Origin of the sequence: Dactylosporangium sp. NPDC000244, from assembly GCF_040300725.1 — a bacterium.
GTDB lineage: Bacteria > Actinomycetota > Actinomycetes > Mycobacteriales > Micromonosporaceae > Dactylosporangium.
This window is the reverse complement of the sequence record NZ_JBEPEH010000042.1, coordinates 35,367-54,016: the sequence shown is the minus strand read 5'-3', so window position 1 is coordinate 54,016 and position 18,650 is coordinate 35,367. Positions and strand designations below refer to the sequence as shown.

Genomic DNA, 18,650 nt, shown 5'->3' with positions numbered 1-18,650 from the left:
AGCGCCCGCTACGCGGACAGGGTGAGGTTCTGGAACGTGGCGGTGCCGTTGTAGGTGTTCACGCCCACGGAGCCCGAGCCGTACGTGCCGTCCGAGGCGTCGATCACCTTGGTGCCGTTGAGGTACACGGCGATGCTCGGCCCGCGGGCGACGACCTTGAGGTGGTACGTGCGGCCCTCCAGGATCGGGGTCGCGGAGACGGCGATGTCGCGCCCGGGGCGCCACAGCTTCACCAGGCCGCCGGTGTCGATGTTCGCGGTGTAGTGCTGGGTGCCGTCGGCGCTCGCGCGGAAGGTCAGGGCCGCGGCCACGCCGTTGACGACGCGCACGTCGCCCTCGTAGGTCAGGTCCGCGGCCGCCGAGGCGCTGAGGTAGAACGCGTCGCCGGCCGCGTTGCCCTTCAGGCCGGTGCCCGGCACGGTCCAGGTGCCCGCGGCCGGGTGCCAGGGGCCGGCCAGGTTGGTGCGCAGGCCCACGCCGTTCAGGGTCGGGCCGGCCAGGACCGCGGTGCCGTGGAAGACGTTCAGGCCCAGGCGCCCCGAGGTGTACGTCGTGTCCGTGGCGTCGATCACGGGACCGGCGCCGTGGTCGAGGTACACGCGGATCCGCGAACCCGTCGTCACGACCTTGAGGTGGTAGAAGCGGCCCGTCGCGATCGGGGTCGCGTAGGTGGCGATCTCGCGGCCCGGGCGCCATAGCTTGACCACGCCGGTGGTGTCGATGTTCGCGGTGTAGTGCTGGGTGCCGTCGGCGCTGGCGCGGAACGTCAGGGCGGCGGCGGTTCCGCTGACGATCTTGACGTCGCCCTCGTAGGTGAAGTCGGCGGCGGTCGTACCGCTGAGGTAGAACGCGTCGCCCGTCGCGGTGCCCTGTTTGCCGCCGGCGGTGTCGGTCCACGTGCCGCCGGCGGCGCTCCAGGGACCGGCCAGGTTGCTGTCCAGTGTGGACTCGGCGGTGCCCCAGGCCTTGCCCAGGCGGTAGAACTGCAGGGACACCAGGTTCACGGTGCCGCCCTCGGCGTACACCTGGATGCCCTGGCTTGTTGACGCGGAGTTGAAGCCGACGTTGTCGCTGACCGAGAGCCGGCCGTCGTTGCCGAACACCTCCAGCTGCCCGCGGTCGACCAGCACGCGCATCTTGACCCGGCCGTTCACGGGCGCCAGGGCCCGGCCGTACAACGTCTGCGCCGCCCGGTCGTAGCCGACGGACCGGTCGTAGGAGCCGTCGGCGCGGGTGTGCAGCCGCAGGCCGAACGCGCTCGCGGTGGCGCCGTTGACGTCGAACTCGGCGGTCACCTCGTACGTGTCCGCGGTCGCGACCGCGAGCGGGCTGCCCGCGCCGACGGCCCGGTTCGCGTAGGACACTCCGCCGGAGCGCAGGGTGGAGATCTCGCCGATCGGGTTGCGGGTCAGGCGCACGCCCTCGGGGAACGTCCTGAGCGCCAGCTCCGCCGGGAAGGTCTGGTCGCCGGTCCAGGTGCTGCCGTGGTTGCCGGGCTGCCAGCTCATCTGGATGCGCCGCCCGTCGGGGACCCCGGTGAAGGTCTGCCCCGCGTAGAACGTGCCGTCGGCGGTGTTCGCGCCCATGTCCATCCGCTGCGGCGACGACCAGTCGGAGCGGAACGTCGTGCCGTCGAAGCTGCCGATGACGTACTCGCCCGAGGCGTCGGTGAGCACCCATTTCTGGTTCGCCGGGTTCCCGTCCACGGCCAGCGGGAACATGTCCGGGCACTCGAAGAACCAGCCGGCCGGGAAGCGGCTCGCGAAGGTCCAGTCGAGCAGGTTCGCCGAGGTGTAGAACGAGGCGCCATTGCCCCCGCCGTCGGTATTGCCCCTGCCGTCGTTCCAGACGACCATCACCCACCGGTTCGAGGCGGCGTGCCAGAACACGTGCGGGTCGCGGCTCGTCCCGCTCGGCACGGCGACCTTGCGCCCGTGGTCGAAGCTCTGGAACGTCCTGGCGCCGTCGGTGCTGTAGTGCACGGTGACGCCGTTGGTGCCCGCGAACACGAGGATCGGGTCGTCGTCGCCGCTCTTGAGCCCGGTGACGTTCGCGGTGTCGACGACACCGTTGCCGGACCACAGGTCGCCGGGGTGCACGCCGGGCTCGAGGGCGATCGGGCGCTGGGTCCAGTGGACCATGTCGGGGCTCGTGGCGTGGCCCCAGTGCATGGTGTCCCAGGCCAGGCCGTGCGGGTTGTGCTGGAAGAACAGGTGGTAGGTGCCGCGGTAGTAGACCATGCCGTTCGGGTCGTTCATCCAGCCGGCGCGCGGGCTGAAGTGGTACTGGCCGCGCAGCGGCTCGTCGTACGCGGTGGCCGGATAGGGGAACTCGGGATAGTCGGCGACGGTGCCGGCGGAGGCGGCGGCGGGCGGCAGCGCGACGAGCGCGGCCACGGCCAGCAGCAGCCCGGCGGCACAGGACAGCAGGCGTCTTCTCATGATGGCCCTCCCGGTGGCGGCCGGAATCGCGAACCGCGCTTTGACAACGTTGTCAAAACCGGCCCGCTGGAGCCGCGGTCATAAGCCGCGGACTGGGACGTCAACGTTGTCAGTCTTCGCCTTACTGCGACGGCGGTCAATATGTTTGGCGCGAAGAGCGGCCGGCCCGCCCCCGGCGCCGGCGGCTGGGCGCCCGCGGGACGGCCTCGGGACGGCCCCGGGACAGCGCTGCGTAACTTTCATGGCGCTCGTCATCGGGCCCGGAAGCGCTTCGACTGGGAGAGCCGTTGTCAGCCATCGATGGATCTCCAAAGTCCCGGGGGCCGCCCCGCGGGGGGCTTGATCGACATTTCCGGGTCCGGCGATTCGTGGCAGCATCCTCAGCCACGTGGAGCCCTCACGTGGGGAGACGGGCGTTCTGGCGAAAGCTGATCTTCCGAGGGCTCCACGCCGCCACCCCTCCCGGGCGTCCCGGCGGATCTTTCCGGCGTAAGTTTCAGGCCCGCTACCAGGCACTTACGAGGTAAACGCGGTCCTCGCCGACGATCACCTTGACGCGGTCCCGGGACGGTACGGACGGTAATCGCACCTCGATTCCGACCCGTCAATGTTAGGAGAGTCGATGAGGCGCAAGATCGCCCTCATATCGGCCGCCGCCGTCGTGGCGACCGCCGGTACCGTCGTGGTCGCCAATCAGGCGTTCGCGGCAGCCGGGTGTTCGGCCAAGTACACGATCGTGGGCTCATGGCCGGGCGGGTTCCAGGCCCAGGTCGACGTCACCAACCTCGGTGACGCGCTCACCAGCTGGAACGTCGGCTGGGACTTCGGCAACAGCTCGCAGACGATCACCCAGATCTGGAACGCCAACAAGACCCAGTCCGGTGTGCACGTCAACGCCACCAGCCTGAGCTACAACGGGAGCGTCGCCACCAACGGCGTGATCTCGTTCGGCTTCACGGGTGCGTGGAGCGGCAGCAACCCGGCCGGGACCAACTTCACGGTCAACGGCACCGCCTGCACGGGCGGCACCACCGGCGGCCCGTCGTCGCAGTCGCCGTCCCCGTCGACCTCGCCGTCGAACCCCAGCGGCATCCCGAGCGTGACGCTGACCAGCCCGACCACCGGCTCGACGTTCACCGCGCCGGCCACGGTCAGCCTGGCCGCCAACGCGAGCGTCACCGGCAGCACCATCAGCAAGGTCGAGTTCTACAACGGCACGACGCTGCTGGGCACCGACACCAGCGCGCCGTACACCTACAGCTGGACGAACGTCGCGGCCGGCAACTACACGGTGAGCGCGAAGGCGTACACCGCGGCCAACCAGACCGCCACCAGCTCCTCGGCGGCGATCAGCGTGACCACCGGGGGCGGCAACAACGGCACCCACGTGGACAACCCCTACGTGGGCGCCAAGGTCTACGTGAACCCGGACTGGTCGGCCAAGGCCGCCGCGGAGTCCGGCGGCAGCCGGATCTCCAACCAGCCCACCGGTGTCTGGCTGGACTCCATCGCCGCCATCACGGCGCCGGCGGGCTCGGGCTACACCACCAGCATGGCCAAGCACCTGGACAACGCGATCGCCCAGGGCGCGACGGCGGCGCAGTTCGTGATCTACGACCTGCCCGGCCGTGACTGCGCGGCGCTGGCCTCCAACGGCGAGCTCGGCCCGACCGAGATCGACCGCTACAAGACCGAGTACATCGACCCGATCGCCGCGATCGAGGCGAACCCGAAGTACGCGGGCATCCGCATCATCAACATCATCGAGATCGACTCGCTGCCGAACCTCGTGACCAACGCGGACGGCCAGGCCGGTGCCACGGCGGCCTGCGCGACGATGAAGGCCAACGGCAACTACGTGACGGGCATCCAGTACGCCCTGAGCAAGCTGCACGCCGCGGGCACGAACACCTACAACTACATCGACGCCGCGCACCACGGCTGGATCGGCTGGGACAGCAACTTCAACCCCTCGGCCGCGCTGTTCGCCAGCACCGCCAAGGGTGCTGTCGGTGGCGTCGCCACGGTCGACGGCTTCATCACCAACACGGCGAACTACTCGGCCCTGTCCGAGCCGTGGGTGCAGCCGACGACCACGGTCGGCGGCCAGAACATCCGCCAGTCGAAGTGGGTGGACTGGAACCAGTACACCGACGAGCTGACCTTCGCGCAGGCCTTCCGCAACCAGCTGGTCTCGCAGGGCTTCAACTCGAACATCGGCATGCTGATCGACACCTCCCGCAACGGCTGGGGCGGCTCGGCCCGGCCGACCGCGGCGAGCACCTCGACCGACATCAACACCTACGTCGACGCCTCCCGCATCGACCGGCGCATCCACGCCGGTAACTGGTGCAACCAGAGCGGTGCGGGCCTCGGCGAGCGTCCGCGGGCGACTCCGGCCGCCGGCATCGACGCCTACGTGTGGATCAAGCCCCCGGGCGAGTCCGACGGCTCCAGCTCGCTGGTCCCGACCGGCCCGAACAACCCGGGTGGCAAGGGCTTCGACCGCATGTGTGACCCGACCTACACGGGTAACGGCCGCAACGGCAACAGCCTGAGCGGCGCGCTGCCGAACGCCCCGGTCTCCGGTGCGTGGTTCTCCGCGCAGTTCCAGCAGCTGATGCAGAACGCGTACCCGGCGCTCTAGCCGGCCGCGGCGTCACGAAACGCCACACGGCTCCACCGCACGTCCAGGAGGGCTCCCGGTCACCCGGGGGCCCTCCGCCCGTGTGCGGACGTTTCAGCGGGCGATCGTGCGGTACAGGGGCAGTCGTGACGTCTTTCGTGGTGGTGGCCAACCGGCTGCCGGTGGACGCGAGCCCCGGTGGCCTGGTCAGCGCCTTGCAGCCGATCGCCCGCAGCTCGGGAGGGGCCTGGGTGGGCTGGGCCGGTGAGCCCGACGATCGGCCCGAGCCGTTCGAGCACGAGGGCGTGCGCATTCACCCCGTCGAGCTCAGCGGCGACGACGTGGACCGGTACTACGAGGGGCAGTCCAACTCGACGATCTGGCCGCTGTTCCACGACAGCGTCGAGCCGCCCGTGCACCGGCGGGCCTGGCGGGTGGCGTACGAGCAGGTCAACCGGCGCTTTGCCGAGGCCGCCGCGGCCGCCTCGGCGCAGGGGGCGACGGTCTGGGTGCACGACTACCAGCTGCTGCTCGTGCCCGGGATGCTGCGCGAGCTGCGGCCCGACCTGCGCATCGGGTTCTTCCTGCACATCCCCTTCCCGCCGGTCGAGCTGTTCATGCAGCTGCCGCGGCGGGCCGAGTTCCTGCGCGGGATGCTCGGGGCGGACCTGGTGGGCTTTCAGCAGACGCTCGCCGCGCAGAACTTCCTGCGCCTCACCGCGCAGCTGCTCGGGCTGCACCCGGAGGGTGAGCGGGTGGAGTACGAGGGGCGCACGGTCACGGCCCGGGCGTTCCCGATCTCGATCGACGTGGCCGAGATCGAGACGCTGGCGGCCGACCCCGCCGTCCAGGACGATGCCCGGCGGCTGCGCAAGGACCTCGGCGGCGACCGCCGGCTGCTGCTGCTCGGCGTCGACCGGCTCGACTACACCAAGGGCATCGACCAGCGCATCGAGGCCTACGGCGAGCTGCTCGCCGACGGCACCATCACCAACGACGAGGCAGTCCTGGTGCAGGTCGCCACGCCGAGCCGGATGCGGGTCGAGCAGTACCGGCAGCTGCGCGAGCGGGTCGAGCGCGAGGTGGGCCGGATCAACGGGGAGTTCGGCGACGTCGGCCGGGTGCCGCTGCACTACCTGTTCCAGACGCGGACCCGGGCCGAGCTGGTCGCGCTCTACCTCGCCGCCGACATCATGCTCGTCACCCCGCTGCGCGACGGGATGAACCTGGTGGCCAAGGAGTACGTGGCCGCCCGCCGGGACGAGGGCGGCGCGCTGGTGCTCAGCGAGTTCACCGGCGCCCACTCGGAGCTGAGCGAGGCGTCCGGCGGCGCGTTCTCGGTGAACCCGTACGACGTCGACGACCTCAAGCGCGGCATCGCCGCGGCGATCGCGGCCGGCCCCGCGGACCTGGCCGGGCGGATGCGCCGGATGCGCGAGCAGGTGCTGGCACACGACGTCGACCGGTGGGCCCGCGCGTTCCTCGAAACGCTCGGGTGAGTCACGCCGCGCCGAGGCCGGGCGCCGGGGCTAGGGTGTTGGCGTGGCCGAGCTGACCTGCGACCTGTTCGTGAGCGCCGACGGCTACGCGGCCGGCGACAACACCGAGGCCTTCTTCGGCTACGACGGCCCGGATCTGCAGGCCTGGATCGCCTCGGCGGGCGACTACCGCATCCTCATGGGCCGCAACACCTACGAGGCCTTCCCGGGCCTGGCCGCCGCGGTCTACTCCAACACGCTCACCTCCGCCGGCTCCGCGCGGCTGCTCAGCGGCGACCTGGCCCGGGCGGTCACCGCGTTCAAGGCCGGCTCGGACGGCCCGATCCGCACCATCGGCAGCCTGCGGCTGGTGGCCGGGCTCCTGGCGGCGGGCCTGGTGGACCACCTGCGGCTGATGGTGTTCCCGGTGACCATGGGCGCCGACGGCCGCGAGCACATCGAGCTGCCCCGCGCGGGCTACGAGCTCGCCGAGTCCCGGGTCCTCGACGGCCGCCTGGTCCTGCTCGACTACCGCCCGGGAACCGCGGGAGCGCCCGCCGCGTCGTAGGGCCATGCGAAGCGCCGCCGTCCTCGCCGTCGCCCTGCTCGTGCTCGCCGCCTGCGCCCGCCCGCCGACCGCCCCGGCACCGCCGGCCGCGCCGCCCGAGATTCACCCGGCCTGGGTGGCGTGCCCGGCCGGCGAGGGCGACCCCACGGATGCGCTCGGCCTGCCCCGGCTCCCCACCGGCTTCGTCCCCGCCGAGGTGATCGTCTGCGCGGACGGCCTGCAGACCCGCGACGACGGCGGCGAGGACCAGGTGCGCCGCGAACGCCGCGGCTCCGACGTCGCCGCCCTGACCGCGGCCCTGAGCCTGCCGAGCGCGCCGCGGACCGCCGAGGCCTGCGACCTGAGCCTCGTCGGCGTGGTCTGGTTCGCGGTCCTCGACGCGCAGGGCCGCTGGCTGCGCCCGGGCGTGGCCGCGGACGCGTGCGGCAAGCCCCGCATCGAGGTGCGCGACGCGCTGGAGCACCTGACCCTGACGACGGTCCGCACAACGGTGCTGGGCGAGATGAAGTCCTCGGCCGCGGCGAAGAGCGGGTGCGAGCAGGGGTGGAGCGACATGGCCGGCGCGGTCGCGGCCGACTCGGCCCCGCCGACCGGCGCGGCGGACGCGTCACAGGGCCCGGTGCGGCTGTGCGTGTACACCGTGCCGGCGTCGGAACAGGGCAGTGGCAAGCCGGCCGGCGACTTCGCCCGGGGCGGCCTGCTGCCTGAGGCCCGCTGGACCGCCCTGCGCGCGAAGCTGCTGGCGGCCGGCCCGGCGGTGCCGTGCCCCGCGCACGCGAGCCGCTTCGCGCTGTTCCGCGCCCCGGACGGCGTCGGCGGCGAGGTGTACGCCGAGCTGGACGGCTGTCACCGCCTCCTGTTCACGACGCCGTCGGGCACGGCCCTGCGCCAGGGCAGTGCCGCGCTGGCCGCGGAGATCGACCAGTCGCTCTGACCGCGGCTGTCCGTTCGGTGGTGCCGTTCCGGTGGCCTCGCGATTACCGTCGGTTCCGGTGACGCGGCTGGATGGGGGTTCGGGGCGTGGGACTGCTGCTGGAGGCCGTGACCGTGACGGGCCGGTCGCGGTGGCGGTGGCTACTGTCCGACGAGGCGACCCGCACCCCGCTGGCCGACCACACGGTGAGCTTCGAGGAGCGGGACGGCCGCGAGGTCGAGGCGTTCCGGGACCTGCCGCGCTTCCTGCGATGGAACGCGGAGCCCGACCGGCGGGTCGAGTCGGAGGCGGCGCTCGTCGACCGGCTGGGCGCGTGGATCGGCGAGCGTGTCCTCGGACCGTCGATCGCGGCCCGGATCCTCGCCGCGGCGCCGGTGACCGTGCGGGTGCGCGTGCCGGCCGAGGCCGACTTCCTGGTGTACGCGCCGCTGGAGCTGGCGCACGTGGGTGGTGTGCCACTGGCCCGGCGCGGTGACGTGAGCCTGGTCTTCGACGTCGGCGGCCCGCCGGTCGCTCGTGCGGCCGGGGCGGATCGGCTGCGGATGGTGGCGGTGTTCAGCCTGCCGACGCAGAGCACGGCGCTGGCGCTGCGGCGGGAGCGGTACGAGCTGGTGCAGCAGGTGCGGGCCCTGGCGGCGCGGTCGCGGCGGATGGTCGAGCTGGAGGTGCTGCAGTACGGGGTGACCCGGGAACTGCTCGAGCGGCGGGTGGCCGCGGGTGGCGGCCCGGACGTGGTGCACCTGTCCGGGCACGGCGGCTCCGGGATGGTGCTGCTCGAAACGGCGGACGGGGGCGCCGACCCGGTGGAGGCCGGGGAGCTGGTGAAGGTTCTGGCCGCGGCGCGGGGCCGGCTGCGGCTGGTCGTGCTGTCCGCCTGCCAGTCGGCCGCGGCGTCGACGGCGGAGACCCTGCGATGGCTGCGGCTGGACGAGGCGGCCGACGCGGCGCAGGCGACGGCGGACGCGGAGGCGGACGGGGCCGAGGTGGTGACGGGCCTGGCGCGGATGGTGGCCAGCCGGGTCGGGTGTGCGGTGGTGGCGATGCGGTATCCGGTGGTGGACGACTTCGCGATCGCCTTGACGTCGTCGTTGTACGAGGGCCTGTTCGACCTGGATCTCGCGGTGGACGCGGCGCTGCGGCGGGCGCTGCCGGTGGCGGCGGGTGCGCAGGCGTCCCCGGCGCGGCCGGCGCTGTCGATCGCGACCCCGACGCTGCTCGGCCCGGCCGGCGGACTGCTCCTGGCGCCGCCGCGTGGCCGCCCGCCGCTCGATCCGGCCGAGGTGCGGATGGCGGCGTTCCCGGACGAGCCGGCCCGGTTCGTCGGCCGCACGGGCCCGATGGCGCGGGCCAGCCGGTCGCTGGCCAGCGACAGCGACCGCGGCGGGGTGCTGTTCCACGGGATGGCCGGCGGGGGCAAGACGTGGTGCGCGCTGGAGGTGGCGTACCGGCATCAGGATCGTTTCGACCAGCCGGTGTGGTGGCGGGCGCCGCTGCGGGACGAGGAGTGGCCCACCGCCCTGACCAGCCTCGCCCTGGCACTGGAAAACCAGCTGGCCGAGCGCGGGTTCGCGATGGTGGACAAGGTCGGCACCGCGGACGGCCTGGCCCGGTTCCTGCCCCAGCTGCGGGCACTGCTGCGCACCAACGGGCTCCTGGTGGTCCTGGACAACCTCGAGACGTTGCTGACCCCGGACGGTGGGTGGCGGGACCCGCGCTGGGCCGACCTGATGGAGGTGCTGTCCGGGCACGGCGGCCTCTCGCGGCTGGTGCTGACCAGCCGCGTCGTGCCCGCGGGACTGTCCGGGATGCTGGTGGAGCCGGTGCACGCCCTGTCCCGCGACGAGACGGTGCTGCTGGCCCGGGAGCTGCCGAACCTGCGGCGGCTGCTGCACGCCGAGCCCGGCCCGGAACGCGCGAGCCCGGTCCAGGTCGACGCGGACCGCGGCCGGGTCCGCCGGGTGCTGCAACTGGTCCAGGGCCATCCCAAGCTGCTGGAGCTGGCGGACCGCGCGGCGGCGGACGAGGCGACGCTGGCCGCGCACCTGGAGGCGGCCGAGGACGCCGCCGGAGGGCAGCCGCTCGCGGCGTTCTTCGCCCGGGGCGAGTCCACCCTGAACGACAGCGGCTTCACGCGGGTGCTCGCCTCGTGGACCACCAGCGCCATGCAGACCCTGCCCGACGACGCCCGGTTGCTCCTGCAGCTGCTGGCCGGCATGGAAGAGGACGACCGGCTGCTGATCCTGGCCGACCTCGCGTGGGCCGGGCTGCATCAGGTGCTGGGGCTGGCCGGCCCCGGCGAGGACTTCGGCGCCGCGGCGGCCCCGCTGCTGGCCGCGGCGCTGGTCGAGCAGCGCGAGCTCGCCCCGCCCCCGGGCGGGGCCGACCGGGTGGGGTGGCGATACGGGCTGCATCCCGGTGTCGCGGAGACGGTGCGGGCGCTGACCCCGGACGGGGTCCGCACCGCCGTCGACACCGTGCTCTCCGGCTTCTGGACCGGGCTGATCCGCGCGCAGATCGGGCGGGAGGGCGGCGAGGACACCGCGACCGTGGTGCGGGCCGGGCTCGCCGCCGCCCCGTACCTGCTCCGGCTCGCCGACTGGGACACCGCCGCCTGGGTGGTGGAGCTGGCCCTGATGCGCGACGAGACGGCGGGTGTCGCGCAGGTGGCGGTCGCCTACCTGCGCCGCGTCGCGGACGCCACCGGGGCACCGGACGACATCGCCACGCTGGGCCGCGCGACCGGCCGCATCGACGCCGCGGCCGGTGAGCGGCTGGTGCGGGCCGGGCTGGAGCGGGCGGTCGCGGCCGAGGACCATCGAACCGCCAGCGCCATCGCGGGGGAGCTGGTCAACCTGCTGCGCGACTCCGGGCGGCTGCAGGAGGCGCTCGAGCTCGCCGACCGCAAGGTCGAGATCGCCGAGCGGGCCGGGCTGGGGCCGTGGACCCGGCTGTCGGTCCAGGGGCAGCGGTTGCAGATCGCGTATCTGATGGGCCAGCCGGAGGAGGTGCTCACCGAGGCCCGCCGCCTCGTCGCCGACATGGCCCGGCTCCCGGAGCAGAAGGGCGCGAACGAGACCGTCAACCCGTTCACGGTGCGGGAGGGCCTGCTCAACCTCGGCGTCGCGGCCGCCGCCTCGCTGGGGCACTGGCAGGAGGCGCTGGACTTCAGCGCCGAACAGCTCGCCAGCATGCGGGCCCGGGGCGCCGGCGACCACGCGGTCACCGTCGTCAGGTTCAACGAGTACTCGTCGCTGATCCGGCTGGGCCGGTTGGACGAGGCGGAGCTGCTGCTGACGTCCTGCCAGCAGGTCTTCGAGGACTACCAGGACATCGTGGGCCTGGCCCGGGTCTTCGGCGGCCGGGCCGACCTGGCGAACCGGCGCGGCCGTCACGATCAGGCGGTCGAGCTCGAGTACGCCGCCCTCCGTCTCACGTACGCCAGCCCGTTCCCCGACGCGATCGCCATGTCGCACAACAACCTGGCCGGCTACCTGGTCCGCGCCGGCGCCGACCCGGCCGACCGGATCGCGCACTGGATCGCGGCCGCCACCATTCGCCGTCTGATCGGGCAGCACCACGGGTTCACCGGCACGGTGCGGGCGCTCGCTCGCGAGATGCGGGAACACCCGGGCGCGGCGGTCCCGGCCACCGTCGCGGACCTGGCGCTCACCGTCGAGCGGGTCGAGGGCGCCCGGTTCGCCGCCCTGACGGCCGCGCTCACCAGCGACCCCGGCGTCGCCGCGCACGCACTCGCCACCGTGCTTGACGCCGCCCGCACCCTGCCGGCCGACGACGCCTACGACGTGCAGCGTCATCGCAACGAGTGGGAGCCGGAGCTCGCCCTGCTGGTCGCCGCCGTCCGCGGTGACCAGGACGCCGCCGCGACCATCGACGCGATCCTCACCGGGCTCGCGCGGCGCGAGGACTGGGCGTCCCTGGCCGCGGTGCTGCGCCGGATCCTCGACGGCGAGCGCGACCCCGACCGGCTGCTGCCCGGGCTCGACCCGATCGACACCGCCATCGCCACCCGGGCCCTGGACGCGCTCGCCGGCCGGATCACCCTGCGCCCCGTCAGCATCCCGCCCGCCGGCACCGACCCGACCACCGTCGAGCCGTGGCCGGCCATCATTGCCGCCGTGGCCGCCGCCGCCAGCGGCGACGGGACCGCCGGCGGCGGCATCTCCGGATTCCTCGAGGAGCTGGCCGCCCGCAACGAGTGGGCTTCCCTCGCCGGCGTCCTGCACCGCATCATCGCCGGTGCCCGGGACCCGCGGCAGCTCCTGGCCGGGCTGGACCCGACCGACACCCGCATCGCCGCCGCCGTGCTCGAACGCCTCAACGACGCCGCCCGCAACGCCGAGGAGACCACGTGACCGCATCCCTGCCGGATCTGACCGCCCTGCCCGACACCGACGCCGTGCGGCTGCTCGCGCTCGTCGCCGACTACGCCAGCGCGCTGCCGGACCTCGCTCACCAGCGCCGGACGGCCGACCGTCTCGGCGAGGCCGCCGCCGACGTCACCGCCGACTTCGGGGACGCGGTCACCGACGGCGACCTCGCGCGCGCCGCGCTCGCCTACCTCGCCACCACGCCGGAGGGCACGCCCGCGCTCTCCGCCGCCGCCGCGATCCCGGCCGGCACCACCCGGTTCGACCCCACCGGCCTGCTCGTCGGTGCGCTGGTCGTGGCCGTCCTGCAGACCGACGTCGACCTCACCCGCGACAGGGACGGACGCTGGAAGCTGCACATCCGCAAGCACGCGATGCGCGACTCCACGCTGGCCGCCCTCGTCGCCAAGCTGCTCAGCTACTACCGGCAGAACCGCCCGTAGCAGGCTATGACCTAGTTTCCTAGGACAGCGTAGGGGGTGTGGCGGGCGCGGACGGTTTGTCTCAAGGAGGGACGAAAGTCGCCGAACAGGCCGGTGATCAGCAACGCGGCGGCACCCGAGGAGCAACCCGTGCCCGAATCCACCGGTCTCGTCAACGACAACGCGACGCCGGCGCTGGCTCAGGCGGCGATCGCGCTGCTGGTGCAGGAGCGCCTGGTCATCGTGCTCAACGCGAAGAACGGCGCCGTCATCTCGGTCAACGACCGGGTGCTGGAGACCACGGACGCGCCGATCGAGGAGATCGTCGGGCGGCGGCTCGAGGACATCTGGAAGCTGCAGTCGCAGACCGTCGACCAGCTTCTCGACGCCGCGCGGGCGCACAAGTTCATCGAGATGGTCAACTCGATCGTCGACAGCGGCGGGCGCCAGCGCTGGCTGCGGTTCAACTGCGGGCCGGTCGGCGGGGCGGGGCGGGAGACCGAGGCGATCCTCATCACCGCCTACGACATCACCAACGACCGGCGGCTGGTGGCGGAGCTGCGCGGGAAGTACTCGGCGGTGGACCGGGCCCAGGCGGTCATCGAGTTCGACCTCAACGGCGAGATCCTGACCGCGAACGAGAACTTCCTGACGCTCACCGGCTACGCGCTCGGGGACATCGTCGGGCAGCACCACCGGATGTTCGTCGAGGAGGGGACCGCCAGCAGCGCCGAGTACGCGGAGTTCTGGGCGAAGCTCGCGCGCGGCGAGGTGGAGAGCGGGGAGTACAAGCGGATCGGCCGGGGCGGTCGCGAGGTGTGGCTGCGCGCGACGTACAACCCGATCTTCGATCTCGAGGGCCGGCCGTACAAGATCGTGAAGTACGCGCTGGACATCACCGACACCAAGCTCACCAACGCGGAGTTCATCGGCAAGGTCGCGGCCGTCGACCGGGCGCAGGCGGTCATCGAGTTCGATCTCGACGGCACGATCAGGGCGGTCAACCGCAACTTCTGCAACGTCACCGGCTACGAGCCCGACGAGCTCGTCGGGCGCCACCACAAGATGCTGGTGAGCGAGGACGAGGCCCGCTCCAACGCCTACCGGGGCTTCTGGCAGCGGCTGTCCAAGGGACAGTTCGAGTCCGGGGAGTACAAGCGCTATGGCAAGGGCGGCCGGGAGGTGTGGCTGCAGGCCAGCTACAACCCGATCTTCGACCTCGAGGGGCGGCCGTACAAGGTGGTGAAGTACGCCACCGACATCACCGACACCAAGAACCGCAACGCCGAGTTCGAGGGCAAGGTCGCCGCGATCGACCGGGCGCAGGCGGTCATCGAGTTCGACCTCGACGGGATGATCCTGGCGGCGAACCGGAACTTCCTGGAGACGATGAACTACGGCTCGCCCGACGAGCTCAAGGGCAAGCACCACCGGATCTTCGTGGACCCGATCGTGGCCGCGTCGGAGGACTACCGGCAGTTCTGGCAGCGGCTGGCCCGCGGGGAGTTCGAGTCGGGGGAGTACAAGCGGTTCGGCAAGGGCGGCCGGGAGGTGTGGCTGCAGGCGACGTACAACCCGATCTTCGATCTCGAGGGGCGGCCGTACAAGGTGGTGAAGTACGCCGTCGACGTCACCGAGCAGAAGGCGCGCAACGCGGAGTTCGAGGGCAAGGTCGCCGCGATGAACCGGGCGCAGGCGGTCATCGAGTTCGACACGAACGGCGTGGTGCTCGACGCCAACCGGAACTTCCTGGACCTGCTGGGCTACGGGCTGGAGGAGATCCGGGGCAAGCACCACCGGCTCTTCGTGGACCCGCAGGAGGCGCAGTCGGAGCAGTACGAGGACTTCTGGGAGCGGCTGCGGCGCGGTGAGTTCGACTCGGGGGAGTACAAGCGGGTCGGCAAGGACGGGCGGGAGGTGTGGATTCAGGCGACGTACAACCCGATCCTGGATCTCGACGGCCGGCCCTACAAGATCGTGAAGTTCGCGGCCGACGTGACGCAGGCGAAGCTGCGCACGGCCGAGTTCGAGGGGAAGGTCGCGGCGATCAACCGGGCGCAGGCGGTGATCGAGTTCGATCTCGACGGCAACGTGCTCGTCGCCAACGACAACTTCCTGCGCACCATGGGCTACTCGATGCGGGAGATCCTGGCCCAGCACCACAGCATGTTCTGCACGCAGGATTACATCACGTCGCAGGAGTACCGCGACTTCTGGCTGCGGCTGGGGCGGGGCGAGATCCTGAGCGGGCGGTTCCACCGGGTCGGCAAGTACGGCCGGGACGTGTACCTGCAGGCGACGTACAACCCGATCTTCGACCTCAAGGGCGACCCGGTGAAGGTGATCAAGTTCGCCACCGACGTCACCCAGCAGGTCGAGCTGGAGCAGCGGCTGAGCGTCAAGACCCGCGAGATGAGCAAGGCGATCGACGAGCTGAGCACGTCGATCGCCACCATCGTCGGCAACGCCGGGCAGGCCAGCGAGCTGGCGGGGGAGACGCAGACGAACGCGCAGCGGGGCTTCGAGGAGCTGCGCAAGTCCATCGAGGCGATCGACCTGATGGAGCGCTCCTCGGACCAGATCGCCGGGATCGTGCAGGTGATCGGGGAGATCGCTTCGCAGACGAACCTGCTGGCGTTCAACGCCTCGATCGAGGCGGCCCGGGCCGGCGAGCACGGGGTCGGGTTCTCGGTCGTGGCCGGTGAGGTGCGCAAGCTGGCCGAGCGGTCGTCGGACTCGGCGCGGGAGATCAGCCGGCTCATCCAGGAGTCGGCGACCCGGATCAACCAGGGGTCGCAGGTGGCGCAGCGGGCGCAGGACGCGTTCGAGGAGATCCTGCGCAGCGTCGGCAAGACCGCGGAGTCGATCCACCACATCGTGACGCAGACGCAGATGCAGCAGGACGCGTCGCGGACCGTGAACTCGCTCATCGGCGACCTGGTGGGGGCGGCGCCGCAGGCCGAAATCGGCATCGAGGGATGAGCGGCGGGATCCTGTACGGGGTCTTCATGGTCGCGGACGTGCACGTCGCGCTGCCGCTGTCGGAGCTGCGCGAGGTCATTCCGTGCCCGTCGTCGTTCAACCCGCTGCTGACCACGGCGCCCGGCCTGGTCGGTGCGGTGAACCTGCGTCACCAGGTGATCCCGGTGCTGGATCTGCGCCGGATGTTCGGGGTGGAGTCGCCGTCGGGGCAGGACGTGGTCGTGGTCGCCTCCTACGAGGGGTCGGTGTTCGGGCTGCTCGCCGACGCGGTGCGGGGTGTGGTGCAGGTCGAGGAGCGCGAGCAGCTGGGGATCTCGGTCAACGGCGAGCTGCCGCAGGTGTTCGCGCGCACGTTCGAGCGGCCGGATGACGGTGCGGTCGTGTGCGTGCTGGACTGCGCGGCGATCCAGCGTCTGCCGGGCATGGTCCTCGCGACCGACACTGGCGGCCCGAGCGGTGCGATGGCGCAGGCGCAGGAGCAGGGGCGCGACGGTGGTACGGGCAATCGCTGCATGATGATGCTGCTGCGGGCCGGCGAGATCGGCCTGTGCGTGGACGTGTCGCACATCTACTCGGTCGTGCCGGAGCTGGTGCTGAAGTCTTCGCCGATCGACGGCGGGATCATTCAGGGTGTCATCGAGCTCGCCGAGCACTACGTGCCGGCCGTGGACGCGCTGGCGGTGCTGGGGCTGGGCGCGCTGGCCCCGGTCGACGTGAAGCGGGGCGTGGCGCTGGCCTACGAGCGGGGGCTGCTGACGTTCGCGGTGACCGAGGTGGTGTCGATCGTCTCGGTGGCCGACGGCGATGTGCTGCCGATGCCGAGCTTCGGGCTGCCGGCGTCGCAGTACGCGGTCGGCATCCTGCCCGGCCAGGACGGCGGCTCGTATCTGGTGATCGACGGGGCGCGGCTGCGGGCCGACGGGGAGCTCGGCACCCTGGCGGGGCTCGGCACGCCGGTCGGCGGGGCGGGGGCGGCGCCGCGGCGCGAGACGGCCCGGGAGGACGAGCCGCCGCCGAAGGACGGGCGGGTCATCGAGCACCGGGTCCGCAAGTACCTCACGTACCTCGCCGGGCCGGAGGTGGCCACGGCGCTGACGCAGATCGCCGAGATCGTGCCGCACCCGGACGACGTGATCCCGTTCGTCGGCGGCGGCCCGCTGCGCGGCGTGTTCACCCACCATCGCACGTCGGTGCCGCTGGTGGACCTGCCGGCGCTGCTCGGTGAGCGGGCCGACATCGACCCGGCGGCGGCGCGGGTGCTGCTCGTCGGCGGGGTCGGGTTCATCGTGCCGGCGCTGCGCGCGATCGAGGAGTCGACGTGGGAGGAGCGGATCGCCGGTGAGGGCCCGGCGCCGACGACGCTGGCCGGCAGCCCGCTGGTGAAGATCGGCACCCGGATGCTCGCCCGGCTGGATCTGGAGGAGTTCGCCCGCACTATGGTTGGCGATCGTGGAGCCGATCCGGGTGGAGATTGACGGCCGGGAGCCGACGGTCGCCGAGCTGTCCCACGCGCTGCTGTCCAACTACGGCCACTTCACCGCGATGCAGGTGCGCGGCGGCCGGGTCCGCGGCCTGGAGCTGCACCTGAGCCGCCTTGCGGACGCGTCCCGAGAGCTGTTCGGCGCGTCCCTGGACGTTGGGCTCGTGCGGGGCTATCTCGGACAGGCGATTCGCGGGGTGCCGGACGCTTCTGTGCGCGTCAATGTGTACCGGCGCGAGGAGCTGATGACCGTGGTCTCCGTGCGGCCGCCGGCCCTCCCGCCGGCGGGGCCGCTGCGGCTGCGCTCGGTGCCGTATGTGCGGCCGGCGGCGCACCTGAAGCACGTGGGCGGCTTCGGGCAGAGCTACTTCGGCATGCGCGCCCGGGCCGAGGGCTTCGACGACGCGCTGCTGGTCGACGCGGGCGGCGCGGTGTGCGAGGCGGCCATCGCCAACATCGCGTTCTTCGACGGTACTGCCCTGACGTGGCCGTCCTCCCCGCACCTGCCGGGGATCGCGATGCAGCTGCTGAAGCCGTTGCTGCGGTCCGTCGACGCGCGGGTGGCGCTCGCGGACCTGGGTTCGTTCCGTGCGGCGTTCGTCGCCAACTCCATCGGGGTGGTCCCGGTGGCGGCGGTCGACGACGTGCGCTTCGGCGTCGACGCCGCGCTGATGCGTGCGGTCGCCGACGCCGGGGCGAGCGTTCCGTGGGACGTGATCTAGGGCAGTTTGCGCAGGTGGGTCCGGCGGCCGTCGTGGTCGAAGATGCCGAGGATCTCGGCCGGGCCCTCGTGGCTGCCGAACGCGTGCGGGACCATCGTGGAGAACTCGGCGGCCTCGCCGGTCTCGACGATGATGAGGCGCTCGGCGAGGCGCAGCGCGATGGTGCCGGACAGCACCGTGAACCATTCGAAGCCGGGATGGGCCTTGAGCTGGTCGGGCCCGGGGAGCGGCCGGTCGATGCGCATCTTCGCGACGGTCGTGCCGCCCGGGCCCGCCTCGTGCCGCAGGGTCCAGGTCGTGATGCCGCGGGCGGGCTCGTGCCGGGGCCGGATGACGACGTCGGCGTCGGCGGACTCGACGAGCTGGTCGAGGGTCGTGCCGAGCGCCCGGGCGATCGCGGTGAGCTGGTCGAGGCTGATGCGCCGGTGCCCGGTCTCGATGCGGCTGAGCGTGGACGGGCTGATGAAGCACGCGGCGGCCAGGTCGTCGAGCGACATGCCGAGCGCGGCGCGCAGTCCCCGGATCCGCTTGCGGACGAGCGCGTCGAGGTCCCCGTCACCTGCTTCTTGCTTCATACGCAAGATGCTATGCGATTGCGGCAAGGCGCGG

At 72.3% G+C, this 18,650-nt stretch carries 11 protein-coding genes; 9 read left to right on the top strand and 2 right to left on the bottom strand.

What is annotated here, in order from left to right:
* Positions 1 to 8 precede the first annotated feature (8 nt).
* A complete protein-coding gene (locus ABT369_RS44860; protein ID WP_350622435.1) occupies positions 9 to 2,441 on the bottom strand; it encodes a glycoside hydrolase family 32 protein in 2,433 nt (810 codons plus the stop codon).
* 622 nt (positions 2,442 to 3,063) lie between these two features.
* Between ABT369_RS44860 and ABT369_RS44855 the strand changes: the two genes are divergently transcribed.
* The 9 genes from ABT369_RS44855 to ABT369_RS44815 all read left to right on the top strand — a co-directional run bounded on the left by ABT369_RS44855 (position 3,064) and on the right by ABT369_RS44815 (position 18,041).
* Positions 3,064 to 5,088: a glycoside hydrolase family 6 protein gene (locus ABT369_RS44855; protein WP_350622433.1), complete on the top strand. Its 2,025-nt coding sequence runs from the start codon at positions 3,064 to 3,066 to the stop codon at positions 5,086 to 5,088.
* A 125-nt stretch (positions 5,089 to 5,213) separates the two neighbouring features.
* Positions 5,214 to 6,566 carry an alpha,alpha-trehalose-phosphate synthase (UDP-forming) gene (locus ABT369_RS44850; RefSeq protein ID WP_350622431.1) on the top strand — a complete coding sequence of 451 codons (1,353 nt, stop codon included), beginning with the start codon at positions 5,214 to 5,216 and terminating at the stop codon, positions 6,564 to 6,566.
* A gap of 43 nt (positions 6,567 to 6,609) precedes the next feature.
* Positions 6,610 to 7,113: a dihydrofolate reductase family protein gene (locus tag ABT369_RS44845; RefSeq protein ID WP_350622429.1), complete on the top strand. Its 504-nt coding sequence runs from the start codon at positions 6,610 to 6,612 to the stop codon at positions 7,111 to 7,113.
* A gap of 4 nt (positions 7,114 to 7,117) precedes the next feature.
* Positions 7,118 to 8,047, top strand: a complete 930-nt coding sequence (locus ABT369_RS44840; RefSeq protein ID WP_350622427.1) for a hypothetical protein — start codon at positions 7,118 to 7,120, stop codon at positions 8,045 to 8,047.
* An 86-nt stretch (positions 8,048 to 8,133) separates the two neighbouring features.
* Positions 8,134 to 12,420, top strand: coding sequence for a CHAT domain-containing protein (locus tag ABT369_RS44835; RefSeq protein WP_350622425.1), 4,287 nt, complete (start codon positions 8,134 to 8,136; stop codon positions 12,418 to 12,420).
* Positions 12,417 to 12,878, top strand: coding sequence for a hypothetical protein (locus tag ABT369_RS44830; protein ID WP_350622423.1), 462 nt, complete (start codon positions 12,417 to 12,419; stop codon positions 12,876 to 12,878). The genes ABT369_RS44835 and ABT369_RS44830 overlap by 4 nt, the downstream gene beginning before the upstream one ends.
* A gap of 129 nt (positions 12,879 to 13,007) precedes the next feature.
* A complete protein-coding gene (locus ABT369_RS44825) occupies positions 13,008 to 15,839 on the top strand; it encodes a methyl-accepting chemotaxis protein (protein WP_350622421.1) in 2,832 nt (943 codons plus the stop codon).
* Complete coding sequence (locus ABT369_RS44820) at positions 15,836 to 17,314, top strand: chemotaxis protein CheW (protein ID WP_350622419.1); 1,479 nt, start codon at positions 15,836 to 15,838, stop codon at positions 17,312 to 17,314. Before ABT369_RS44825 ends, ABT369_RS44820 begins: the two co-directional genes overlap by 4 nt.
* Positions 17,289 to 18,041: an aminotransferase class IV gene (locus ABT369_RS44815; protein WP_350622417.1), complete on the top strand. Its 753-nt coding sequence runs from the start codon at positions 17,289 to 17,291 to the stop codon at positions 18,039 to 18,041. The genes ABT369_RS44820 and ABT369_RS44815 overlap by 26 nt, the downstream gene beginning before the upstream one ends.
* Here ABT369_RS44815 and ABT369_RS44810 read toward each other — a convergent pair.
* Complete coding sequence (locus ABT369_RS44810; protein ID WP_350622415.1) at positions 18,038 to 18,616, bottom strand: helix-turn-helix domain-containing protein; 579 nt, start codon at positions 18,614 to 18,616, stop codon at positions 18,038 to 18,040. The two genes, ABT369_RS44815 and ABT369_RS44810, sit on opposite strands and share 4 nt — an antisense overlap.
* Positions 18,617 to 18,650: the final 34 nt, after the last annotated feature.